Source organism: Leptospira paudalimensis (assembly GCF_026151345.1).
GTDB lineage: Bacteria > Spirochaetota > Leptospiria > Leptospirales > Leptospiraceae > Leptospira_A > Leptospira_A paudalimensis.
The window spans coordinates 658,060-682,588 of record NZ_JAMQPR010000001.1 but is presented as its reverse complement, the minus strand read 5'-3'; the positions used below and the strand labels follow the sequence as shown (position 1 = coordinate 682,588).

Genomic DNA, 24,529 nt, shown 5'->3' with positions numbered 1-24,529 from the left:
ACAAAAAATAGATTACGATTTGTTGTAGTTATTATTACCGTTTTGTACTTTTGTGAAGATCATTTTACCAGCTGCAGTTTGGATGATACTTGTAACGACTACACGTACATCTTTCCCAACTAAATGACCACCATTTTCGATCACAACCATGGTTCCATCTTCCAAGTACCCAATTCCTTGGTTTTCATCTTTTCCTTCTTTGATGACGGAAATTTGAAACTCTTCACCAGGTAACACTACAGGTTTTAATGCATTGGCAAGGTTATTCAAATTGAGAACTCGAACACCTTGTAACTCTGCTACTTTGTTTAGGTTAAAGTCATTGGTAACAACGGCTCCACCAGTATCACGAGCAAGTTTTACCAGTTTTGCATCCACTTCTCGAGTATCAGAATAATCAGTATACGTGATCTTAACTTCGATGGATCCTTTTCTTTGGAGTTTGTTTAACATCTCAAGACCACGACGACCACGAGCACGTTTGATCGGATCAGAAGAATCGGAAATCAATTGGATTTCACGTAACACAAAGTTAGGAAGGATGAGAGGACCATCTAAGAAGTGAGTGTCAGCAATATCCAAAATCCTACCATCGATCACAACGGAAGTATCTAGAATTTTATCCTTGATTTGAGTTGTTCCACCTTCCAGTCCTGGAATGGAAAAACTAGAACCAGGAGCACCAGAGCCACCACCAAAAATGGAAAGGCCAGGTTTTTTGGAAAACGAGACACCTGCTTTTATCCCTGTTAGGAAAAAAAGCACAGCAACAAAAATGGAAACCGATTTGTATCCATAATCATTAAGCAAACTTACAGGGAATGCAGCTATGGAGAGTCCGAGTAGCGCACCAACACTTGCACATAGAACAACATCTGCTTTAATTTCTGGGAATAATTTTCTCTCACCGAGAATTAGAACCAAAGAATAAACCAGAACAACACCAGCAAGTACCCCCGCCAAAACGATGTTTTGCGATTCTGAATGTATAAAGAAAAACGATACCGAAGTGACAAGTAGTGTCCCAATGGTTGAAAGTAAATGTTTCATAACTCAATCCTTGTAAAAGAGTTTGAGCAAAAACGGAAGTTTATTCTAAATCTAGATCATCATCCAATTCTTTTGGAGGTGGTGGTGGAGCCATACCTTGCACTGAAGCTGCCAGCACATCGGAAACAATGTTTCCTGCTTCTTCTTGGGGTACACCCTTACTCAATGCAATTTCCATCTTTACTAAATTATAGGCGCTCTCGTAGAGCTTTCTCTCCATAATGGAGAGTTCTTTGCCATAGGCACGTCTGTAAAGATTACGGCACACATCAGCCACTTCGAAAATAGAACCAGATTTGATCTTGTTCATATTGTTCTGGTAACGGACTTTCCAGTCCTCTTCCGTGTCGACCTCATCCTTTTTTAGGAGAGTGAGAACTTTTTTGATCTCTTTTTTATCAATGATCGACCGGATACCCACATCCATCGCGCGATCCACAGGGATAGAGACCTTCATTTTGGAACCTTGAATTTCCAAACTGTAACAGTCTTTTTTCTTTCCCAGAATCAGCTTTTTAGCAACTTCTGTGACTTCACCTACTCCATGGATTGGGTATACAACGTAATCCCCAACCTTGAATTTAGGCTCTTTAGTTTTTTCGTTTAGTTTTTTTGTAGCCAAGTAAGTATAATAACTTCCGTAAATACTCTTACCAAGAGTATACCTGAAAAATGGCCAATGTCAAGGAAGTTGGCAAAAATAGTTCAGAATCGAATGGTTTTTACTTCTGCACCTGTCAATTGAGGCAATTTACCTTTTACGATGTCCAAGGTTTCCTTTGCATCTTCCAATCGGTAAAAATAACCAGCGAATAATTTCCCAGTGGAAGTGCGAAAAATCCTGCCTCTTAAATTTGGCTGGGATTCTATCAGCTGTTTGCCGATGGAAACAGCTTCTTCTGGGCTAAAATCACCAATTTGCACCATATAATTGATTTGGTCATTTTTTGGTGGGAATTTCAATGTAGCAGGAAAAGGACCATTCTGTTCGGAAGCCGATTTTTGTGTATCATTCGTTTCTTCGATTTCCCTTTGGGAAGGAGATGGAATGGTAGACGACTGTGATTTTGTCCCTACATTCGAAAATGAGGTCTCAGCGTTTTCCTTAAATTTACTTTCTTTTTGGCCCAATTGGATTCCAACCACCATTCCTGAGGTAAAAAGCAAAATACCGCCAATGAGGAGGATGAACGCTGATTTTGGTTTGGCGCTGACTTGAGAATAAGAAGGAGTTGGGAAAGGAGTATGGTTTGGAATCTCCCCTTCGTAGGGTCGGCCGGACCGAAGCTTTCTGGAATAATCTATATTTTGCATGGGCGTTCCGATTTCTCTATTACCACAATTATCGGAAAGAGAACCAAAAAAATAGACTGGTTTTTTAGAATTCCCTTCCTTGGAGAAAAACAAATTCCATACTAATAAGCTGGGGAAATTTTGGATTTCAACATTCGTTTGCAATCAAATCGAGTTACAACATTAACATTCACTAATGGAATATTCATTGAAAGGTATTTGATTCAAAAGAAACTGGAATTCGATTCTTATGAATTGCCCTCTTTGTAACTCTCCATCGACTCCCTATTATCAAAACAAATTCAGGGCTTACCATCGGTGTTCTAACTGTATGTCCATCTTTATGGATAAAACTTTTTTACCTTCATTAGATGATGAGAAAAAAAGATACCTTGAACATAACAATGATATCCATGATGTTCAGTACCAAAATTTTTTAAGACCCATTGTTGAAAAAGTGCTTACACATCAAAAACCAGAGGATTTTGGATTGGATTATGGTGCTGGTCCTGGGCCCGTAGTTGAATTTTTACTCAAAGAGAAAGGGTACCAAGTCAATTTATTTGATCCTTTTTTTCACCCATTTCAAGAAAATTTAACAAAACAATATGATTATATCATTTTAACAGAAGTAGTGGAACATTTTCATCATCCAAATTTAGAATTCCAGAAACTTAAGTCCCTTCTCAAAGTAAATGGAGTGTTATATATTTTAACACACCCTTATGACGATTCCATTTCCTTTGATCGCTGGTATTATAAAAATGACCAAACACATACTTTCTTTTATACAAAGCAGGCATTTGAATGGATCAAAGAATTTTTTGGATTCAAACGAATGGAAATAGAGAACAGAATCATTCTATTTCAAAAATAAAGTAAATTATAACAACCGAATCAATTCTTCGAGTTTTTTATTCTCAGGTGATAGTTTCTTTAATACCTGAACCAAATAACTTGTGCGATCTTTATCTCCTAACAATCTACAAACATCTGCTAGATGGATTAAATTTCGGATGTTATTTGGTTGACGAAGACGCACCCGTTCACTTAACTCTTGCGATTCAAACAAAAAGGATTGGGATTTATAAATAGAATAAAGTCTTTTATACAAAACAGAAGTATGGAACATCCAACTTGTATCTGATGGAAAGTTTTCTAAAGCTAAACTTGCATACTCCATTGCTTTCAAAAGATCACCCTCTTTTTCATACAATTTTGTAATGAATTTTAGTTCCAAAATGGAAGTATCTAAGGCAGATGGATACGATAAAAGTAATTCTAAAGCTTTGGAATTTTGCCTTTTTTTGATCAATGTTTTTGCTTCTTTCCAAAACTTCCCTGGTTTGCTTAATGATTCTAAGTTATATTCCAAGGAAATTAAGCTCAAATCGTCCGAATACTTTCCTTTTGTTTCGAGAACGGATACCAAATTTTGCAAATCACCATTTGATTTTTCAATACAATCTAATATTAGGTTTTGGTCTTCATTGATATCGCGGTATTTCCCGGAATTAGAGATGACCAAATCATCTTTTCCATCCGATCCACAGAATATTTTATCTCCCTTTTTCAATTGAAAAACTGAAATAAAACGATTGGATGGAACTTCCATGACACCTAATTTATAATAATGAATTTCTTCTTCGATGAATGACGCTTTTGCATCCCGATACAAAATCACCCAAGGATGTTCCAAGTTAATAAAATAAAGTGTCCCAGTTGACTCTTCCAATAACCCTATAACCGCTGATACGAGCATTGCTCCATCAAATGTTTCGAATATTTTTTGAAGATCTAAGTAACAATCATGTAACCATCTTTCTGGGGAACGGTTTGAGGAAGTTGGATCCATTTTGGAACGAATGATGATAGAATTGTACACCGCTCCGAGTACAATCGCACCTCCAGCACCTTGTATAGATTTTCCCATTGCATCGCCATTTACAAATGCTTTGTAACGTTTGCCCTGCAAGATCAAATTATATACGGAAAGATAATCACCACCTAATTGGTATTCCTTATTTCGGAAGTGAAATTTTTTATACTGATTTAAGACTGTATCTATAGTGACTGCATTGCCATCCAACTCTTTACCGATAAGAGGATCAAACAGCAAGGTAGTTAGAAAATAATCTCCATCTTGTTGTGACTTTAATGCTTGTAAAGCTTCTGCAGCTTTTGTTACTTCTTCGTTTTTTTTCGTGATACGAAGGTGGTTTAAAAATGAGTGAAATCTATACCTTTCGATGATAAGTCCGCTAAAAACTCCCAAGGTATAACTTAAAATTAAATTTTGCATGGAATAATCAGTGGCAGGTGTATTCAAATTTGGCTTATATATAATAACGGTTGTTAAAAAAAGAAAAATTGAAATGGGATAATAAATAAAAAGTGTTTTTCTGGGAAGTGGCAAGAAGGAAAGAATGATGACAACCATTTGTAAGCCAGATACATAAGGAGCGTCATCGGCAATTCTTCCTGTAAAAAACGATGTTGTAAACAGCACATAACCATATACAACATAACCCCAAGTTAATCCCTCTAATCTAGATTGAATGTTCCGTGATTGATTGAATAAGTTTAGGAATATATAAAAAACACAGAGGATGGTAAACCCAATCCGAAAGTAAAACATCTCCGGAAATTCTGGGTGGAGTTTTGCATCAGTATCAAAGGCAAAACCAAGTAATGCAATGCTCCCGATTAAACTTCCAGGGAATTGGATGATTCTAGTTTGGCGATCTAACTCTTTACAATATTCTAAATTATATATTTTTCGTTCAGGAATTAAATCAAAAAATCTAGAAACGATTGTCTGGAAATGCTGATACACAATGCCTTATTAGACGAAAAAACCCGCGCGAAGGCGGGTTTCTCCAAAATCTACTTTCTCTATTTTTTAGAAAAAAGTTTTTACTGGGGTATCAGTTGTTGGTGCAATTCTCGAGATGATATCGCCAAAAGAGAAAGCGAATAACAACGCGAGGAAGGCAAACGCTGAGAGGAAAATCACTCTGTTTAGCATATTGTCATACTTTAAATGCATGAAGTAAGCTAAGACAAAGAATGCTTTACATGTTGCAACAGCCATTGCCACAATCATATTCCATTTTCCTAAATCGTATTGCGCCACCCAAACGGTTATGAAGGTTCCAAAGAAAAGAGCAAGGAGTACAAACACATATGTTTTGATGGAAATCACATGGTGATCATGTTCTTCTTCCTCTTCACCATCCTCTACCCACATAGAAGCAGAAGCGTGATCTTCTTTGTGATCTTCATCACCCATAACGAATTTCAACAGTTTGTTGTCTTTGTTTTCAGATGTGAATTTTGTAAAACGATCTGTTTGGAAAAATTGACCAAACCAGTTTACAATAAATCCGAGGATCGTAGCGGTTGCAATCCCTGGAGCAAAAATTCCAAACCCTAAAACAGGTGTAAAAACAGCCGCAAGTGCAATGAAGTATAGTCCGTAATTGATTACGTATTCCATTTTATAATCCCTTTTATCCTACCAAGTATAGAAGTGGGAAGAGGTAAATCCATACCAAGTCCACTACGTGCCAAAATAGACCTACACCTTCAACAGGAGTGTAATATTCAGGTCCAACTTTTCTTCTTAGAGTTTTGATGAAAATCCAGAAGATAAGAAGAGCTCCCGCTACTACGTGGATCCCGTGAAGACCAGTCATCACAAAGTAAAAACCGTAGAACATTTCCCATTTAGGTTGGGAGATCACAGCTTTTAAGCGAGTGACTTCTTCCGCACTTACATGGTTTTTTTCAAGTTCTGCAGGATTTTTGAGGAGAGCGGCAATTTTTGATTCACAAGTTGCTCGTTTTCCACCTGCTGCACAAGAAGGGTCAACTAACGAAAATTTGCCGGGAACAGTTCCAACATGGAACTTATGGCTATATTCGAAGTATTTAATGACCATAAAGGCTGCTGCACATGCGATTGTTAACGCAAGCATAATCGCAGCAATTTTATGAAGACCACGTTGCACATAATTAATGGCTGCTGCCATTGTGAACGAACTCACAAGTAACACAACAGTGTTAACTGCACCCATTTTCCAATCTAATGTTTCGGAACCGTTTTTAAAAACAGTAGGATACAAAGAATGGTAGATAAGGTAACCTACGAATAGGCCTCCAAACATAAGGATCTCTGTGCAAAGGAATAACCATATTCCTTGTTTGGAAGAAGCATACTGGTGGTCTGCACTCTTAAAATGGTGTTGGTGGTGAAATTCACTTGAAGAACTAACGGAAGTCATATGGCCCTGCAGTTACTGTTGGAGTTGTAGTAAAGTTTTCGTGTGGAGGAGGAGAAGACGTTTGCCATTCGAGTGTTTTTGCACCCCAAGGGTTATCAGACGCTTTTTCCCCTTTGAAGATTCCATGAATGATGGTGATGAGTCCTACCAAAAATCCGAGACCAATGAGCCAAGATCCCACAGTGGAGATTTGGTTCAGGTTTGTGTATTCAGGGAGGTAGTCAAAATAACGTCTTGGCATTCCCATCGCTCCGAGTACGAATTGTGGGAAAAAAGTTACGTTAAATCCAGTGAAGATGAGAACCCAAGAGATTCGTCCACCAAGGTCAGAAGTCATCCTTCCAAACATTTTAGGGAACCAGTAATAGATACCGCCCATAAGTGCCATAAGCGTTCCCCCTACCATTACATAGTGGAAGTGAGCTACAACAAAATATGTGTCATGGAAGTGAACGTCCATACCTGTGGAAGCAAGGAAAACTCCTGTCAATCCACCAATCGTAAAGAGGAACATAAAACCAAGAGCGAAGAGCATTGGCGCTTCGAAAGTCACTGTTCCGCGATACATTGTAGAAATCCAGTTGAAGAGTTTGATGGCTGTTGGAACCCCAACAAACATAGTGATGATGGAGAAGACAATACCAGCAAGAGTTGACTGACCAGACACAAACATGTGGTGTCCCCAAACAAGGAAAGATACCGCTGCAATTGCTACTGATGAATACGCAATCGCTCGGTAACCAAAAATTGTTTTTTTAGAGAACGCAGTGATGAGTTCAGAAATCACACCCATCGCAGGTAAGATCATAATGTACACAGCTGGGTGGGAGTAGAACCAGAAGAAGTGTTGGAAAAGAACTGGGTCTCCACCAAGATCTGGATCAAAAATTCCCACTCCAAGAGTTTTCTCAGCTCCTATGAGGAGAAGAGTGATTGCAAGGATTGGAGTTGCCAAGATTTGGATGATGGAAGTGGAATACAATGCCCAAATCATGAGTGGGATTCGGTCCATGGTCATTCCAGGTGCTCGGAGTTTATGAGTGGTTACAATGAAGTTTAATCCCGTTAAGATGGAAGAAAATCCCATAGTAAACGCTCCCATCACTAACAAAATCACACCATTTGATGTTTTTGCAGTCGAGTAAGGAGTGTAAAATGTCCATCCTGTATCCACTTGGTTGAAGATCATGGAAGAAGCTGCAAGTGCCGCTCCTGCAATGAAAATGTAGTAGGATGCAAGGTTGAGCCTAGGGAAAGCAACGTCTTTAGCACCCAATTGGATCGGTAGGACAAAGTTTCCAAGGAAAGCAGGAATTCCAGGAATGATCACCATAAATACCATAATGGCACCATGGAAGGTCATAAACTTGTTATAAGTATCTGGAGACAATAATGGTTCTGCACCAAACTTCGCTAAGTGCAGACGAATTCCCAATGCAAAGAAACCACCAATTAAGAAAAGGGTAGCAACCGTTGCAAAGTACATCAGTCCAATGCGTTTGTGGTCTAGAGTGGTCATCCAAGACCAGATTCCAGATCCGTGGTTCAGGTAATTATGGTCAGTGTGACCATGTTCGGTTTTTGTATGTGCTGAACTCATCTCTCTTCCTTATTTAATGGATTTGATATATTCAATTAAGTTGGCAACGTCTTCATCAGACAATTGGCCTTGGAATACCGGCATCGCAGGTGGATACCCTTCTACAATCTTTGCAGACGATACAAGGATGGATTCACGAAGGTAATTTTCATCAGCCTTAGTTTGGCTTCCATCAGCAAACTTTCTGTTGGATCCAAAAAGACCTTTCATCGTTGGTCCGACAATTCTTGATCCGTCAAGTGAATGGCAAGAAGCACAAGCTTTTTGTGCAAACAAAACCTTACCGAGATCAGCAGGAGTGTCAGCGCCTTTTTTCTCAGCGTGGTACCATGCAGCATATTCTTCAGAAGGAATGGCTTTGATTTTGATCATCATTCCAGAGTGTTTGGTTCCACAGTACTCTGTGCAGAATACGATGTATTCCCCTGGTTGTTTTGGCTCAAACCATAGTTGTGTGAGTTTTCCTGGAACCGCATCTTGTTTGGTTCGGAATGCTGGAACATAAAAACTATGGATCACATCTTTTGAAGTGAGGATGAGTTTGGTTGCTTTGCCAGCTGGCACAATCATTGGATCGTTTCCAGAGCTATAGAACTCTTTTCCATTAGCATAACGGTAAGTCCATGCCCACTGCTCTGCAGTCACATGAATCTCGGCCGCAATGTCTTCTGGTGGGGTTCTCAATTTTTCGAAAATCACCATCCCCCAGTAGAAAATTCCCATCATGATGACGAGAGGGATAAAAGACCAAAGAAACTCTGCAAAATTATTGTGAGTAATGTATGCTGATTTCTGGTCTAAGCTTGTACGTTTGAACTTGATGAGGAACCATGTCATTCCACCAATCAAGATGACAAACGAAACAAGGCTTGCAATGATCAGAAACGCATAGAGAAGATCGACTTCTTTTGCGATTTCAGTGGCCTGGATAGGCATGAACGAGGTCGCTGGAATGAGACTGCTCCAAGACATCTATGTGACTCCTTGACGGTTGTTATTTGTTATTTTTCGCCAGTTTATGTATAAAAACGCACCGAGAAGGAGTAAGGTGACCGCCCCCCCGAATTGCATCATCCTGTATGCGTATATCGTATATTTATTTTTTCTAGGATCAAATTGAAAGCAAAATAAAGCAAACTTATCTACAAAACTCCCAATCTTACCTGAAGATGCCTCAACGAAGGCAAATTTTAAATCCCTAGGTTCGAGTTGGATGCCTTGGAAGATACGAGACACTCTCCCATCAGGAGTCAAAACATAGACACCACTGGCATGAATGTATTGTTTTGCTTCTGCGTCCCACGCGTATCGGAAATCCAATTGTTTTGTGAGTGCATCAATGGATTCCTGTGTGCCCGTGAGTAAGTGGAGACCCGTTTCTGCTCCTACCCTATCGTAATCCTTCAAATAAGCACCTTTTTTTGGAAAGGATACAGCTTCATTTTCCTTCGGGTCAATGGATACCGCAATGTATTGGTATTCTTTTCCCAAAGTCCAATCAAGGTCCTTTAAACTTTTGAACACACCATTGAGGTGGAAATTACATAAAGTTGGGCATTTGAAGTAAACAGGAGAGAGAAGGACAGGTTTCCCTTGTGAGAGAAAATCGGAAAAAAGAACTTCTTTTCCTTGTTCATCACGAAAGGGAATGTCTAGCTTGAGGGTTTTGCCCGTGACATCCGAAAATCCAATGTTTTCTAATTCTTTAGGGAGTTTGTTTTCCCTTGTTAAGTTTGAGTGAGGGTCATAAGCAGACACAGACCCAAAGGAAACGAGAATACAGATACAAATGAGAAGACGGATGTTCACGTAATTTGGTTGTTACCCTATTTGGATTGAGAGCTAGGGTTCGACATTCCTGGGTTCTCCGGCGTTCCCGGATGAATGAAGGAAATGTACACGAAGAATAGAATGTTGAGTACGAGTGTGACAAGGAAAGTCCAATAGCCACCCTTGTTGTAAAGGTCTTTGTTTTGCATAATCTTACCTGATATAGTCTATACGAAAAACTGCTCTTTTTATCCAACAATTTTTAAAAGATGCAAGATTAATTTTATTTTCCCCAAATCCAGATCACAAAACCTGGAGGAAACAGATAGACGTATGACACTCAAACGTTTTTACACCATCCTTTCCGCAATGATCCTTCTCAATTTACTCTATGGTCCCCTGGTTCGGGCTACAGATTCTGGACTCGCATGCCCTGATTGGCCTTTATGCCATGGGAAAATTGTCCCAGAGTTTACATTCCAGATTTTTATGGAAGTAGGGCATCGGTATTACTCAGGGATTTTAGGAATCCTTGTTGGGATTGGGTTTGTATGGATTCTAAAAAATCCAGAAACAAGAAAACGATTAGGAATTCCTGCAGTACTCTCACTCCTCTTTCTCATTTCACAAGTCATTCTCGGTGGATTAACCGTCACAAAGCTCCTTCACCCAACAACGGTTAATCTACACTTACTCAATGCAGTCCTTTTGTTATCATCTTGTCTAACGATACGATTGTTGATTCCAGAAGCAAAAAATTCAATCTTTGATACAAACAAAAGTGGGAAATACTATTTTGCGATTGTACTCATTGTTGTGTTGTACCAATTATTTTTAGGTGGAAAAGTAAGTTCTCATTACGCAGGTTTAGCTTGCCCAGACTTTCCTACATGCCATGGAGAGTGGTTCCCAGAAATGGTAGGAACGATCAGATTCCATATGGAACATCGCCTATTTGGTTATCTAACGGCATTACTTGTGCTTTCTTTATCTGCGTATGGTATCCTCACGTTAGAAAACCCAAGAGTGAAACAGTTCTTAAAACTAGCGTCTTATTTAGTATCGATCCAAATCTTTTTAGGTGCGATGAATGTATTATATCATTTGCCAAAATTGATCACTGGCCTCCATACACTCAATGGAGTCCTTGTCTTTTTATGTTGTTTCATCGCATCTTTTTATCATTTTAGAACCTATAAAGAAGAGGCCCTTTGATGTTCCGTTTGTGGAACCAACTGACAAAACCGAGAGTAACAGTCCTTGTACTGGCCACAGTACTACCGGGAATGTATCTCGGAACAACGGGGTACCCTAGTTTTAGCGCCATTCTGATTACTTTATTTGGAACCTACTTAATGAGTTCTGCTTCCTTTATCCTCAATCAATACATTGAGAGAGAAAGAGATGCGATCATGTATAGAACGAAACAAAGACCAATCCCTGCAGGTGAAATTTCTCCCACAAATGCATTATTACTTGGGATTTTTGTTGCGATCGTCGCCTTTGTGATCTTAACTTATTTCGTTAACCTTCTAACGGCCGTTTGTGCCCTTTCAGCGTTATTATTGTATGTGTTTTTATATACAATTTGGTTAAAACCAAGAACAGAACAAAATATTGTAATTGGTGGGATCTCAGGTTGTATTGGACCACTCATCGGATATGCAGCGATGGCAAATGCACTGCCCATCCAAGCGTGGATCATGTTCCTTATGATTTTCCTGTGGACCCCTGCTCATTTTTGGGCCCTTGCCATTTTTCTAAAAGATGATTATGAATTTGCGGGCATTCCTATGATGCCTGTCGTTTCTGGTATTCAAAAGACAGTGAATCAAATTTTTATCTATGCGATCGCCTACTCAGTTTCGGTCATTGGGTTTTATTTTGTCGATGATCGAATGGGGTATTTGTTTTTATTGTCTGCCATCGTACTCACTATTCTCATCCTTACATTTGCCTTCCGATTGAAACAATCCATGGACAAAGGCCTTGCAAAACGTTTTTTCTTTTTTAGTATTTTACACTTATTTCTGGTGAGCATTGTCATCGTAATCGATTCTAAAATTTAGGTTTTTTGATTGATTTGGGCAGGGAACTCTGTTTTCCTTTTGCCCATGAGTGTACTTGCGCGTTATTTCTCAAAATCAGATTTAGATGAAATCAAATCCGCTGTTGGCGAAGCAGAATCAAAAACTTCAGCTGAAATTGTTCCATTTTTTGCTGAATCCTCCCATCACTACAAAGAGTGGTCATGGTTTGGTGCTTTTTTAACTGGCGGCATAACAGGCATTAGTTTTTATACTGCTCAAAATGTTTACGGCCTGGTATGGGGAAATGAATCCATGTTTGCGATTCTTTCCGTTTGGGTAGGAGCTATCATTGGGCTCGGCGTTTTCACATTCTTTCCTAAACTTCGATTCCTACTAGTTCCCAAAAATTCGAAACAATACTTCGTTGAGTTAAGGGCAAAGGAAGCTTTTTTGGATGAGGAAGTTTTTCGAACCAAAAATCGAACTGGAATTCTCATTTATATTTCCCTTTATGAACATTTTGTACGAGTGTATCCCGATAAAGAAATCGCAAGAGTTGTTCCGAAATCAGAATGGAATGAAGCGGTAAGACTCATTATCGAAGGAATGAAATCTGGAAAAAAGAAAGAAGGAATTGTTTCTAGTATTCTCTTCTGTGGCGATTTACTAAAAAAATATAATATCAAAATCGAAAAAGATGATAAAAACGAAATTTCCAATGAAATCCGTGATGGTGGGAATTTGATGTGATGGAATCCAAAACAAATTTTTTTTACACAAGTCGCCAAACGTTGAATCGATTCCGCATTTTTAGTTTTGTATTGTTGTGTTCATTCCCAGTTGTTACTTTCAGTTACCCAGTTCCAAAATTGGAAAGAAGGGTAATGGACCATGCTGGCATTTTATCACAAGCCACTGTTGACCAATTGGAATCAAATTTAAAACAATTTGAAGCAGAGACAAGTAACCAAATTGCAGTTTATACAACACCGAGCCTTCACGATGAAACCATCGAAGAAGTTGCCAATGAAATTTTCGACGAATGGAAATTAGGCCAAAAATCGAAAAACAATGGAGTTCTCCTGATCATTGCACCTAACGAACGCAAAATGAGGATTGCAGTTGGCCGAGGACTTGAAGGTGCACTCACAGACTTACAAGCAAAACAAATCATCCGAAATGAACTTCGTCCCAGTTTTAAATCTGGTGATATGGATGGTGGAGTTACCGCTGGTGTGAATGCAATTATGGCAGCCATACGTGGGGAGTATGCACCGAGTGAGGATGATGTCCAAACTTCAGGAAGGCAAACCACTTCTGATGTAATTCCTTCTGGCATTGTGGGAGGAATTTTCACTTTAATTTCTATATTCATCCCATCTTTTGGCGGTGTGATCTTCACCATCATTGGATTACTATCGATGGTACCGTTTTTATTCCTATTCCTTGGAAGTACATTCGGTCTCATAGTTGCCATTGTTTTATTTATCCTAGTTATGTACCTCAGGCGTAAATTTGCATCCAACGTAGGTGGTGGCGGATCCAGCGGTGGTGGATATTACGGAGGTTGGTCATCTGGTGGTGATTCCTGGTCTTCGAGTGATTCGAGTGACAGTTGGTCGGGTGGAGGTGGAGATTCCGCAGGTGGTGGTTCTTCCGGAGACTGGTAACTTTAATTAGGTGATTTCAATAAAAATCAATGTGGAATCATCTTTCCAACTCGATTTATTCATTTTCTGATACAACATAGTTTGAATGGACGAGATGACTTCCTGGAAAGGTAAGTCACTCGTACTTTGGATCATGGACAATAAATCATCCCATGCTTCCATACCATCAGCTTCGTTTAATTCTTCAAACAAACCGTCGGTAAATAAAAAAATTCGATCCCCTGACTCCACTTTTGTTTCAAAAATGCCGTATCGGTAGTGTTCCAAAATACCAATGATTGGACCTGTATTTTCCAATATAATGGGATCTGCATTTTTTCTTAGAATGATTTGGTTTTGTACACCACCTCCCGCATAACGGAGGATACTCTGATGGAAATCAAAATCCATCACAAGTGCAGGAAAATAAATTTGTAAATCAGCATTTTTATCATAAAAATGTTGATTCATATAAAACAAAAGATCGTTAGGACGCATCGCAACAGCAGAAACCCTTTCAAACTCTGATTGGATCATCATCGAATACAATGCCGCTTGTAAACCATGACCCGTTGCATCTCCCAAAAAGAATCGATAATAAAAATCTTGAATTCTTTTGACAAAGAAAATATCCCCACCTACATCAGCAGTTGGTTTGTACAAAATGTCCACTTTGATGTATGGTTCCATATCAGGAACTTTTGTAACACTTTGGATAATGGACTTTGCAAGTTTCATATCCTTTGTGATTTGGTCCAACTTACTTTGTAATTCGATGGTTTTGTCTTTGACTCTCGTTTCTAAACGTTCATTTAAAATCGTGATTTGGTTTTGTACTTTTTGTAGTGTTTGGTTTTTTTCTGATAATTCAATTGCAAGGTTTTCTGCATCCACAAATCCCTTTGAAAAATTTCGGGCTATGTAAATCGATTGTACGAAAAACATCATAAATATCCCGAAGTGGATTGTGAGCGGAGAACTAATGATGAGATTGTTTACTAGTATATCGTTTACAAAACTAGCCACAAAAACCAAAAAACTAAAAAGAAATATAACAGAACCTGGTAACGAATCTCGTATAGCTCTTGTTAAAACCAAAACAGTATATAATGCTCCAAATAATGTAAATATCTGGAAAGGGACCATTAAATATGTGTAAAACGAAGAACGTGTAACAAGGACAATGAAACAAAAGGCAAACCCTAAGTATTTAAGGAGTTCATATACTCTTCTCGAATAATATGGTTTAAATAACAAATAAACATACTTTGCAAATATAGGAGTGATAAAGAAAAAACTTAAATAACTGAGTTTTAAGTGAATTTCCCAAGGAAGGTTTGGATACATTTGGACTAGGTATTTGTTTCCGGTGATGAATACACGTAAGGCAACAAGGATACAAGTGAGAGCAAACCAATAGGTAAATGGATCTTTTTTGCGATTCCAATAGAGGAAAATATGATACAACCCCATAAACAGGATGCTTCCGACGAGTAACATGTCTCTAAGGATTTCAAATTCATATTGTTTGTGAATGTCTGAGGTTCTACCCAATGTGATGACTTGTGCCGGGCCACCTTTTCTATGATGGTAATTTGAAATTTGGATTAAAAAGGATGTTTGATTTTCTTTCGGGATAAAGTCGATTATTTGTGGTCTGTATTCAGGTATTCCCGTTTGGTAAGATGTAGAAACAAATCCATTAGATGATAATCGTTCACCATCAACAAACAATGTATAAGCGGATTCCATCTCAGGCACCTTAATAGACAATGGAATTCCTTTTAGACCATGAACCATTTCCAATTGAAAGGTAGCATACCCATCTCCCGCTAAAAATCCTTTGTCGAGAAATGACTTTGTCCAAACTCCAGGCACCTTAAAATAATGAGGTTCTCGGATGGACTTAAGTTCTGGCAGTTCCGAAGGGGAAAATAATAACCCTGGGTAATATTCCCACTCCCCTGTGAGTTGAATGGTTTTGTGAGATTGAGATAAATAGGTATCGGCCGTTAGATGGCCTTTCGAAGCAGTAGGAGGTACTTCTGTCATAGAACATGACAAAAGTACCAAACTCCAAAGGAATCCCATCCAACGGAGATGAAGTTTCACTTGGTCCCGATTCCCCTTAGAGACGGTTGGCGATTGGAATGTACTTTCTTTGGTTTTCGCCCACATATATTTGTTTTGGACGAACTTTTGAGAAATCTCCTTTCATCCTTTGTTCTCTCCAATGAGCAAGCCAACCTGGAAGCCTTCCAATCACTTGCATGACAGAAAACATATTTTTTGGGATTCCCAATGTATGGAACACTAATCCTGAATAGTATTCTAAATTCGGGTACAAAAGATTTTCCATAAAATAAGAATCGTTCCAGACAACTTCATCAATTTGTAAAGCAATGTCTTCTACCGCACTGAGTTTGCGGTTTTTGTAAAATTCTTTGATGATCTCTCTTGCGACCTGTGCCCTAGGACTTACCACATCATAAGCCTTTTGTCCAAATCCATTCGTACGGATGGTGAGTCCTCCCCGTTTGAACCTTTCAAAATAATCTTTAACAGGAGTTTTTGTTTTGATAATGTCTTCTATAAGACCAATCGCAGCAGTAGGTCTTCCCCCTTCCCTTGCCCCCCATTGTGCCATAATCCCTGCAGAGATAGATGCAAAGAGATTCGCTTGTGTGGAACCTACTACTTGTACGGCGGTATTGGATACATTTTGTTCGTGATCTGCATGTAGAATCCACATTTGGTTTAGGATTCGATCAAATTCTTCAGGGACATTATAATTGTCTGCTGGGAGTTTGTGCATCATATACAAGAAGTTTGTGCAATATGGATTTTTATCGAGTGGGTATACAAAAGGATGTCCCACTGCGTGTTTGTAAGTAAAAGCAGCAATGGTACGAATTTTAGCAAGTAAACGTGCAATCAAATCCACACCCATATCTAATTTTTCTTCGTATTCTTCTAAGTAATAACTCGATAAAGAAGTTACCATCACAGATAGAACAGCAAGAGGGTTAGCTACACCTGGAAATCCATCGAATAGATTTAACATATCTTCATGGATCATAGAGTGTTTGGAGAGGCGACCCGAAAAGTCATTTAACTCTTGTTTTGTGGGAAGATTTCCATAAATTAATAAAAATGAAGTTTCAACAAAAGTAGATTGGTATGCTAATTCTTTTAAGTCATATCCGCGGTAAGTGAGTTCCCCTTTTTCGGGATCCCTTCTAGAAACCTTTGATAAACCAAGGGCAGTATTAAAAAGACCAGGGTCTACAGTGACAAGCCCTGTTTTTCGGTAAAAGTCAGTAAGGTCGATACCTTCTTTTCCATCAGTACCAGTAATCACTGGAAGTTTATATGTTTTGCCTTTGATGTGGATTTCCACTTCACTCATGAAAAGACCTCTCTCCCTCCTATCTTACCAAACGTAAGTTAGGAATCTAGAAGAATTTACACTTGGGCGAGTGCAGAATTGAGAGAATCGTGGATGAGAACAAAATCAGTTAAACCCACAATGTCCATCACCTTTCGAAAGTGGGTGTTGAGACCTGCGAATTCAATTTTACCTTGGTTCTCAGAAGATTTTGTAATGAGACTGATGAGAGTGGCGATGCCAGCTGAGTTGATGTACGAGGTTTCGGAAAAGTTGAGGATCACTCGTGTGCGTTTGTCTTGTGGAATCGATTCGTAAGATTGCACAATTTCTTCTTCCGCTTCGGATGTGATTTCGCCAGAAATGTGGATCACAGGGAGGTTTCCACCATTCTCAAAACCCAATCGAATCTTAAACTCTTCCATCATTAGCCTCCAGGGAATTCCACTAAGAACGCGGGTCAACAAAAATTAGGATTTCGATTTTCTTTCTTCTTTTGTCAATCGACCGAAGGGTTGTTTGCATTTACGGCAAACAAAGTAGACGTCTGTAGGTGTAGCAGATATCCCGACAAGTCCCATGGCGATCAGTCCCCAAGTTGAATATTTCACAACCTTACGCGCGTTTTCATCCTCGCGAGTGGTTCCACAATCACAAGTGGGTCGGTCAGCTTTTTTAACGATTTGGCTCATATAGGAAGGATTTCGGTTCCGCCAAAAAAACGGAACCGAAATAAGGCAATTTAATTTTTAGAAAGGTGTTCTACGTATTTTGCAAGGATTTTGACATTGTCATCACCCAAATGGCCATAAGCTACCATTGGAGATCCTTTGATTCCTTCTTTCAAAGTTTTAGTGATTCCTGCGATTGTGTTTCCATTTTTCCACTCAGCAGCTGGAGCTTTGTAGTTACGTGGTTTTGGATTGAGTGCAGCTGCAGCAGCTCCGTCACCAGCCCCTTTTTCACCATGGCAAGAAGAACAGTTTTGGAGGTAAAGTTCTTCCCCTTTCGCTAAATCAGGATCAGCACTGGCACTGGTTTCTTGCACTGCAGGTGCTTCTTCTTTTGGTTTGGAGTCGCCACAAGCCACCATCACAAATGCGAAGGAGACAGCGAGTAGAGAGACTAATACTTTTTTTGAGTTCATTTCTTACTCCGAGATAAGGATGGCTCCAGTCTCCTGCCCTTCTCATCTTTTGAAAAGAAGAAATCAGTTTTTTTCTAAAAGATTTGAGAGTGCCGCATCTAAATTTTGAAACTGAAACTCATATCCCGATTGTAACAATCGTTCAGGCACTACATACTGCCCTTTTGTCACAACGACACTGCCTTCTCCAAATAACGCTTGTATAGCGAAACTAGGTACCTTAAAAAGATTTGGGCGTTTTAAAGTTTTTGCCAATTGTTTGGAAAACTCTGCATTACTTGTGGGGTTGGGAGAAACTAAATTATAAGCTCCATTTGTTTGTTCATTTGTCATTAGGTGAATCGTTGCTTTGATAAAATCGGATATATGAATCCAACTCATACCTTGTTGTCCAGAAGCAATCGCACCTCCTACTCCAAGAAGAAATGGCGGAATCATCTTTTCCAATGCACCACCTTTTGGAGAAAGTACAATCCCTGTTCGGAGTAAAACCGTGCGGATTCCATTCACTTTCAGAGGATTTGTTTGGTTTTCCCATTCAACACAGAGTTTTGCTAAAAAATCATCTCCCGGTGGTGAGGTTTCTGTGTACGCAAGGTGTTCGGACTCAGACATTCCATAATAACCAACTGCACTTGCATTCAAAAAAACTTTGGGTGGTTGTTTTAAATCTAAGATACGAGCAACTAGCCCTCGAGTGAATTCGATTCTCGAAGTACTGATTAACTGTTTTCTTTCTTCAGTCCACCTAACGCCCGCAATCGGCTCGCCAACTAAATTGATGATGGCATCAAGCCCCTCTAAATCGGAAGATTGGGGAAGAATGCAAGTTACAAATTCTATGCCAGAGATTGAGGAAAGAGATTTGGGAATGGATTTCTGACGAGAAAAAACACGAAATTGATGGCCGTTTTTGATCGCTGTGGTGATGAATGACGTTCCAATCAGGCCCGTTCCACCTAAAATTCCTATTTTCATAAAGACTCCAACAGTTGGTGTAAATAAAAAAAGAAGTAGCCCATTTTCGCATTCAGTATCATTTTTTCTTTCTATGAGACCTGTAATCGTAATCCCAATTTTCTCTGCCATTGTATTTGTATTGTTTGGAAATTACTTTTTAGTTTCCGGAACAAACAAAAAGATAGAAGGTTACAAAGAAAATCCACCATTTCGTATTGAGGATGCCACGGCTTCCAATGGTCTTTCGCTTTTATTAGACAAAAATCCTTCCACAGTTTGGAGAAAGATTCGAAACTCGCCACTCGATTTTGATTTTTTCTTAGAAATGAAACTTTCCCATGTTTGGGATGGAGAAGTGTTCCAACCAAGAACATTCCAATCCCTAGATGTAGAAGCGTGCCCAGGCGAAACCATTCCTCCCTTCACATTACGTTTTTTACTAAGAGAGAGCATCAATGTGGATAAAGAATTACGAATGCCAAAAGATAAAATTGCATTTGTATATCCTTTCCAAGAAAAAGGGAAAAAACAAGTTTCCATTCCTTTGGACAAACTTCCTAAGTTTCAAATGGAAAAAAACTACCCCAATCAAATTTTCATCTTAACTCCAGAATTCAAAATTGAATCACAAAACGGGTGTTTAGCAGAAGTAACTCTAAAGGAAAAACGATGACTTCGACTCCAAATAAACTTTCTGCATCACCAACCATCCCACAAAACAAGAGTAAGGAGAAAAAATTCGATATCTCAGACATTCTGGAAGATGGTCCAATCCCTTTGGGAAAGGGGGATACACAAAACCTTGATTTGGATGAAAAATTAAGGAAGGCATATTTTTGGATCACAAACTTTGCCATCATCAATCCGTTTTATGACATTGAATACAATGACACACCACCATTAAGGTTTTCGATTGGTGATTCTAAATCCACTATCACACTCCCAACTGCACAAAGTTATTCGAGTTTTGTTTTACTCCCTCTATTATCTCTGATCGTAAAAGGAAAATGTTTGTTAGTTGGTGGACCCGGGCGAGGAAAAACTGCATCGGCAATTCTAATGGGAGTTCTTGCTGGTTATTCCATCAAAGAAATCAAACGAGCCATTCAACATGGCCAACCACAGATGACAATTACAGATCTATTAGGGAACCCTCTTCCAAGTGATATGATGCAAGCCAAATCAATGGATGAAATCAAAATTGCATGGCGAAAATGGCTTGGGATGCAAGTAAAAATCATCGATGAATACAATCGGATTCCCACAAGGACCCAGTCTGCCCTACTCACAATCATGGGAGATAACTACGCTGAGATTTATGACCAAATTTATGAATGTCCTGATGCCGCTTGGTATTTAACTGCAAATGATGATGCAGGTGGTGGTACTTACCAAGTCATTGAAGCACTAAAGGATAGGATTGATGTAGTAGTAAAGGCTCCACACTTTAACACTCGCTTTATCAAAGAACTCATCCAAAGGGTTGAAGAAGGTTATAAACCCGAATCCCTCGTACCCAAAGAAATCATTTTTTCGGAAGAGGAAATGAAAAACATTGGGGAACAAATCAAACAAGTAAACTTTCCACCAGGTCTTCGACGTCGGATGGAATTTTTTGCCTCTCAATTTGAATTTATGGAATATGCAGGTGAACAATTGGAATACAAAACCAAGGACACTGCAAAACTAAGTGCCACTGATTTTAGCAGGTTGTCTTCTTTAGAAACCGGAAAAGATAAAATCAAAGACATCGGATCCCAAACAAAAAATGGACTGAGTGTACGAGCCATCTTTACTTGTATCAATTATGCAAAGGCACTCGCTTATTTTAGGGGACTCCGTGAAGTAACACTCGATGACCTAAGCCACGTATTACCATTTGTTTTACATGATAAATTGGTTCAAAATATAGACTCACCCTTTTTTGAAGAAGCAGATAACCAAATTTACCGCAGTGATCGAGTGAGTTGGATTCGAAAATTATTTACATTATCACTCAGCGAATACGAACGACTTGGTTTAGATAAAAACGATAAAATTGCCAAACTTTCGGAAACATTCGAAATGGGATTGGAAGGTTTATCGGCAAAAGAAACCAAACAAAGACTTGTAGAAATTGAGAAAGAAATCGAATCAATATCCAAACAACGAAAGTTATACGGGCATATGTTTGATGATTTATTAAACTTAAAGTATTTACACCAAAGGTATACAAATTATTTAAAGTGGGCGGAATCGAATGTATGAACTCCACTTCATGGAAGGATACCTTAAAAAAAGAAAAGGAAGTATGTAATCAAATCATTTTTGCCGCAAGGAAACTAAACCCACAAATCACAGAGGAAGATGTATCCCATCATTTAGTCCTTTTTTTTGACTCATTGTTTTTCAATTTTGTTTGGCAATGGGAAGAAGGTGTGATTTTATCTCTCTTTGAAACATTTGTTAGGCTCCTTTCAAAACAGTTTCTGCAACGACTGGGGAACTTTGAACCTTTTTTTTACCAAGTCATCAAAGAATGCCACCCTAACCTAAAAAAAAGCCCAAACCTATTCATTCCTTATTTTTCGAATGCCATCTCAAAAGTGGAAGATGGAAAAAAAGAATTATATTTAAAACGATTACTTTCACTGCTTCCAAAAGTACAAACCATGGAAGAACTAAAAATTGTTTTGGCTGTTTTGTATTGGGCGAGTGGAAAACCAGAATACCGTGAAGTGATCCAATCTTTGTTTCCACTTCTAGGTGATGATCTAAAAACAGAATGTAAAAAGATACTCGGAATCGATGAGACTTCGATCCAATCTCCCTTTGTTCCATCAACCCAAAACCAAACTCCAAAAGGAAATTTCCACTTTCGTTCCATACCTGGATACACTTTGTTAGGTGGCAATTTCACAAATCTTCCTAAACTATATGCAAATCTTGGAAACGTCTTGGTATCATCAGGGGAATCTTGGTACCAACTATTTGTTGATGAGTTTGGAACGAGTTTGTACTCAATTGAACCTCCAATGTCACCCACCATCACAAGTTCTCCAGTATCCAATGTTTGGAAACAAATCCTCGCACAAAAATTGGATCCAAATTCAATCACATCTACCTTTGAAACGGAAACCTATGCTCTTTACACGTTAAAACATTCGTATCAGTTATACTTATTCTATTTGGGGAGAACCTAAGTGGATTTTGTCAAGGTTTGGGAATCAAAATGGGAAGAAGCTCTCAAACTTTGGAGTGATTATGTAAAACTATCACCTGCAAAATTTTTATTTTCAGAAGAAGAGGAAAAAACAGAAGGACTCACTACATCCTTTGCTGCCATTCGCTTAAAAGACCATAGAGTCTTACTTTCTGTGAACCAAATCCAAAACTATCATCTCGAAGATTTTGCATTGGAAATTTTAGGACATGAAATCGGACACCATGTGTATTGCCCAGGTGATTTGGCCGACCAAGCAAAACTTGTTTATATATCGAACGTTGCCATGCCAAGGCTAAATCACCTAACTCCGATGATCGTGAATATTTACGAAGATTTGTTTATCAACGACCATCTCAAACGACAAAATCATTTAAGAATGGAAGAAGTATACCTAAAGTTAGGAAAACAGAAGGATCCATTTTGGAATTTTTATATGCGTACTTATGAGTTATTGTGGGCACTTCCCACTGGAACTCTCACCGAAGGCACGTTAAGTGACCAAATCCAATCGGACGCTGCTTTAGTCTCTCGTATGATTCGAAATTTCCCCAATGATTGGTCAAAAGGTATGTTCGATTTTGCTAGTATTTGTTTCCCTTATTTTTTTGAAGGGGAAAAAGAATCTGAATCAAATCAGTTAAAATCGTTATTAGACACACTTGATGCAGGGAAAGGGATGAGTCCACCTTCTGGTTTATCAGATGTAGAAATTTCTTCCGAACTATTTCCATTAGAAGGAGTCACTGGTTCCAAAAATTCACTTTCTCCTTCTGATTATTCAACCATTTGTAAAAGTATGGGTATTGAAGCTGATATTTCGGAAATCACATATCGATATTATAAAGATAAAGCACTACCATACCTTGTTCCATTTCCCGAACGGAGAACTCCTGGAGCAAAAGAAGAAATCCTAGAAGGAAATGATTTATGGGATCCTGGATCTCCAATTGAAAAAATCAATTGGTTGGAATCTACGATCAAAAGTCCTGTGATCATTCCTGGTTACACAACAGTGGAAGATGTTTATGGTGAGACCTCATCGAATGAAATCAAGGTGAACCCAATCGACTTAGACTTGTTTGTTGACTGTTCTGGATCAATGCCCAATCCGCAGCAAGATTTATCTTACTTAACATTGGCTGGTGCTATTATCGCACTGTCTGCTCTGAAAACAGGTAGTTCTGTAAGAGTTACCTTATGGTCAGGGGAAAGGGAATTTTTAACCACCGATGGATTCATTCAGAATGAAAAGGAAATTTTAAAAGTACTGACAGGTTATTTTGGAGGGGGAACTTGTTTTCCACTAGAATTATTGGAAGAAGAATACAAAGAACCTCCTAAACGGAAAAGGCATATCCTTGTGATCTCCGATGATGGAATTGATACGATGTTCACGCAAAACTACCCAAGGGATCCGAGGACAATAGTTAAGAAGGCACTCGAACAAGCGCAAGGTGGAGGTTCTATGGTTTTACAACTTTACCAACCAAACCATAATCCTGTGGTAAAAGAATTGGAACATTGTGGATGGGACATTTATCCCATTCAAAATTGGACAGATTTACTTCAGTTTAGCAAAGATTTCGTAGAAAAAAATTATGTTAGAAATCAGACATTACATTAAACAAATTCTCAATACACCTTTCCACTTAGTAGACTTATCTTCAGTGTCATTGGATGCTTTATGGTTTGATGTGTTTTTCTCTCGTACGAACCAAGGTAAGTTGTTCCCGTTCCCAAAATCATTTGATACCATAACCAACCTCAATCTAAAGGCAATTCACATCATATTGGCGAATGTATTGTATGATAAAGAATCACAAATCCCTGAATTTACCTTACAATCTTTTTACGAATACCTTACAAACACCTTACCTAAATTATGTGAACTGGTTCCAGACTATCATACTTGGACAACCGATGCTGAACGAGCGGAAGAACTGATCAGAAGTTTCTTTGATGTAATTCATATCCTCCCCGCAAATGAAACAAAGGAATACTTTACGGATCGGTATCGTTCCATTGATTCCAGAGAGAGAGTTCGAATTTTGGAGGAAACGAAAAAAGCCCAAGAAAGAGCCAAAGAAATTTTAAGGCAACTCAGACAAAAAGAAGAGGAAGAAGCAGCCTCTAAGTACAACCGTGAATAAA

Annotated in this window: 25 protein-coding genes; 10 read left to right on the top strand and 15 right to left on the bottom strand. The window is 38.8% G+C overall.

Annotation, left to right across the window (positions count from 1 at the left end):
• Window positions 1–12: 12 nt before the first annotated feature.
• From ND855_RS03175 to ND855_RS03165, 3 genes are all read right to left on the bottom strand, one after another.
• Entirely contained in the window at window positions 13–1,050 is a 1,038-nt protein-coding gene (locus ND855_RS03175) for a PIN/TRAM domain-containing protein (RefSeq protein WP_135593588.1), read from the bottom strand.
• Between the two features lie 40 nt (window positions 1,051–1,090).
• Window positions 1,091–1,672, bottom strand: a complete 582-nt coding sequence (locus tag ND855_RS03170; protein WP_004785733.1) for a CarD family transcriptional regulator — start codon at window positions 1,670–1,672, stop codon at window positions 1,091–1,093.
• Between the two features lie 83 nt (window positions 1,673–1,755).
• Window positions 1,756–2,364, bottom strand: coding sequence for a hypothetical protein (locus ND855_RS03165; protein WP_135593590.1), 609 nt, complete (start codon window positions 2,362–2,364; stop codon window positions 1,756–1,758).
• 310 nt (window positions 2,365–2,674) lie between these two features.
• Between ND855_RS03165 and ND855_RS03160 the strand changes: the two genes are divergently transcribed.
• Entirely contained in the window at window positions 2,675–3,220 is a 546-nt protein-coding gene (locus ND855_RS03160; protein WP_322113516.1) for a class I SAM-dependent methyltransferase, read from the top strand.
• Window positions 3,221–3,226: 6 nt separating this feature from the next.
• Here ND855_RS03160 and ND855_RS03155 read toward each other — a convergent pair whose 3' ends face one another.
• The 6 genes from ND855_RS03155 to ND855_RS03130 all read right to left on the bottom strand — a co-directional run bounded on the left by ND855_RS03155 (window position 3,227) and on the right by ND855_RS03130 (window position 10,038).
• Window positions 3,227–5,179 carry a SpoIIE family protein phosphatase gene (locus tag ND855_RS03155; protein WP_265357158.1) on the bottom strand — a complete coding sequence of 651 codons (1,953 nt, stop codon included), beginning with the start codon at window positions 5,177–5,179 and terminating at the stop codon, window positions 3,227–3,229.
• Window positions 5,180–5,245: 66 nt separating this feature from the next.
• Window positions 5,246–5,842 (bottom strand): cytochrome C oxidase subunit IV family protein, encoded by a 597-nt coding sequence (locus ND855_RS03150; RefSeq protein ID WP_135593596.1) that lies wholly within the window; start codon window positions 5,840–5,842, stop codon window positions 5,246–5,248.
• A 13-nt stretch (window positions 5,843–5,855) separates the two neighbouring features.
• The gene (locus ND855_RS03145; RefSeq protein WP_100721107.1) at window positions 5,856–6,629 is read right to left on the bottom strand and encodes a cytochrome c oxidase subunit 3 family protein; all 774 of its coding nucleotides are present in this window, start codon (window positions 6,627–6,629) and stop codon (window positions 5,856–5,858) included.
• Window positions 6,616–8,229, bottom strand: a complete 1,614-nt coding sequence (gene ctaD, locus ND855_RS03140) for a cytochrome c oxidase subunit I (protein WP_265357157.1) — start codon at window positions 8,227–8,229, stop codon at window positions 6,616–6,618. Before ctaD ends, ND855_RS03145 begins: the two co-directional genes overlap by 14 nt.
• Before the next feature lie 9 nt (window positions 8,230–8,238).
• Complete coding sequence (coxB, locus tag ND855_RS03135; RefSeq protein WP_265357156.1) at window positions 8,239–9,201, bottom strand: cytochrome c oxidase subunit II; 963 nt, start codon at window positions 9,199–9,201, stop codon at window positions 8,239–8,241.
• Complete coding sequence (locus ND855_RS03130) at window positions 9,202–10,038, bottom strand: SCO family protein (protein ID WP_108959406.1); 837 nt, start codon at window positions 10,036–10,038, stop codon at window positions 9,202–9,204. It abuts the gene before it with no gap.
• 294 nt (window positions 10,039–10,332) lie between these two features.
• Between ND855_RS03130 and ND855_RS03125 the strand changes: the two genes are divergently transcribed.
• From ND855_RS03125 to ND855_RS03110, 4 genes are read left to right on the top strand one after another with little or no spacing between them, the layout of a single operon-like run.
• Window positions 10,333–11,214, top strand: coding sequence for a COX15/CtaA family protein (locus ND855_RS03125; RefSeq protein WP_265357155.1), 882 nt, complete (start codon window positions 10,333–10,335; stop codon window positions 11,212–11,214).
• Window positions 11,214–12,068, top strand: coding sequence for a heme o synthase (gene cyoE, locus ND855_RS03120; protein WP_265357154.1), 855 nt, complete (start codon window positions 11,214–11,216; stop codon window positions 12,066–12,068). The genes ND855_RS03125 and cyoE overlap by 1 nt, the downstream gene beginning before the upstream one ends.
• A 45-nt stretch (window positions 12,069–12,113) precedes the next feature.
• Window positions 12,114–12,779, top strand: a complete 666-nt coding sequence (locus tag ND855_RS03115; RefSeq protein ID WP_246838027.1) for a TPM domain-containing protein — start codon at window positions 12,114–12,116, stop codon at window positions 12,777–12,779.
• Complete coding sequence (locus tag ND855_RS03110) at window positions 12,779–13,699, top strand: TPM domain-containing protein (RefSeq protein WP_135593606.1); 921 nt, start codon at window positions 12,779–12,781, stop codon at window positions 13,697–13,699. Before ND855_RS03115 ends, ND855_RS03110 begins: the two co-directional genes overlap by 1 nt.
• Window positions 13,700–13,705: 6 nt before the next feature.
• On the opposite strand, the gene ND855_RS03105 is transcribed toward ND855_RS03110, so the two are convergent.
• The 6 genes from ND855_RS03105 to ND855_RS03080 form a co-directional block, all read right to left on the bottom strand.
• Complete coding sequence (locus ND855_RS03105) at window positions 13,706–15,769, bottom strand: SpoIIE family protein phosphatase (protein WP_407658731.1); 2,064 nt, start codon at window positions 15,767–15,769, stop codon at window positions 13,706–13,708.
• A 37-nt stretch (window positions 15,770–15,806) separates the two neighbouring features.
• On the bottom strand, window positions 15,807–17,087 hold the full coding sequence (locus tag ND855_RS03100; protein WP_265357152.1) for a citrate/2-methylcitrate synthase: 1,281 nt from the start codon (window positions 17,085–17,087) through the stop codon (window positions 15,807–15,809).
• A 56-nt stretch (window positions 17,088–17,143) separates the two neighbouring features.
• The gene (locus tag ND855_RS03095; protein ID WP_165780345.1) at window positions 17,144–17,494 is read right to left on the bottom strand and encodes an STAS domain-containing protein; all 351 of its coding nucleotides are present in this window, start codon (window positions 17,492–17,494) and stop codon (window positions 17,144–17,146) included.
• A 42-nt stretch (window positions 17,495–17,536) separates the two neighbouring features.
• The gene (locus ND855_RS03090) at window positions 17,537–17,758 is read right to left on the bottom strand and encodes a hypothetical protein (RefSeq protein WP_100716549.1); all 222 of its coding nucleotides are present in this window, start codon (window positions 17,756–17,758) and stop codon (window positions 17,537–17,539) included.
• A 50-nt stretch (window positions 17,759–17,808) separates the two neighbouring features.
• On the bottom strand, window positions 17,809–18,213 hold the full coding sequence (locus ND855_RS03085; protein WP_135593610.1) for a c-type cytochrome: 405 nt from the start codon (window positions 18,211–18,213) through the stop codon (window positions 17,809–17,811).
• A 63-nt stretch (window positions 18,214–18,276) separates the two neighbouring features.
• Window positions 18,277–19,191, bottom strand: coding sequence for a TIGR01777 family oxidoreductase (locus ND855_RS03080; RefSeq protein WP_135593612.1), 915 nt, complete (start codon window positions 19,189–19,191; stop codon window positions 18,277–18,279).
• 73 nt (window positions 19,192–19,264) lie between these two features.
• On the opposite strand from ND855_RS03080, the gene ND855_RS03075 reads away from it, so the two are divergent.
• The 5 genes from ND855_RS03075 to ND855_RS03055 are packed head-to-tail and all read left to right on the top strand — an operon-like array spanning window position 19,265 to window position 24,528.
• Window positions 19,265–19,846: a hypothetical protein gene (locus ND855_RS03075; RefSeq protein WP_265357151.1), complete on the top strand. Its 582-nt coding sequence runs from the start codon at window positions 19,265–19,267 to the stop codon at window positions 19,844–19,846.
• Entirely contained in the window at window positions 19,843–21,420 is a 1,578-nt protein-coding gene (locus tag ND855_RS03070; RefSeq protein WP_265357150.1) for an AAA family ATPase, read from the top strand. Before ND855_RS03075 ends, ND855_RS03070 begins: the two co-directional genes overlap by 4 nt.
• On the top strand, window positions 21,417–22,355 hold the full coding sequence (locus ND855_RS03065; protein WP_265357149.1) for a hypothetical protein: 939 nt from the start codon (window positions 21,417–21,419) through the stop codon (window positions 22,353–22,355). Before ND855_RS03070 ends, ND855_RS03065 begins: the two co-directional genes overlap by 4 nt.
• Window positions 22,356–24,002, top strand: a complete 1,647-nt coding sequence (locus tag ND855_RS03060; RefSeq protein ID WP_265357148.1) for a VWA domain-containing protein — start codon at window positions 22,356–22,358, stop codon at window positions 24,000–24,002.
• Window positions 23,977–24,528, top strand: coding sequence for a hypothetical protein (locus ND855_RS03055; protein ID WP_265357147.1), 552 nt, complete (start codon window positions 23,977–23,979; stop codon window positions 24,526–24,528). Before ND855_RS03060 ends, ND855_RS03055 begins: the two co-directional genes overlap by 26 nt.
• The last annotated feature ends 1 nt before the right edge of the window (window position 24,529 follow it).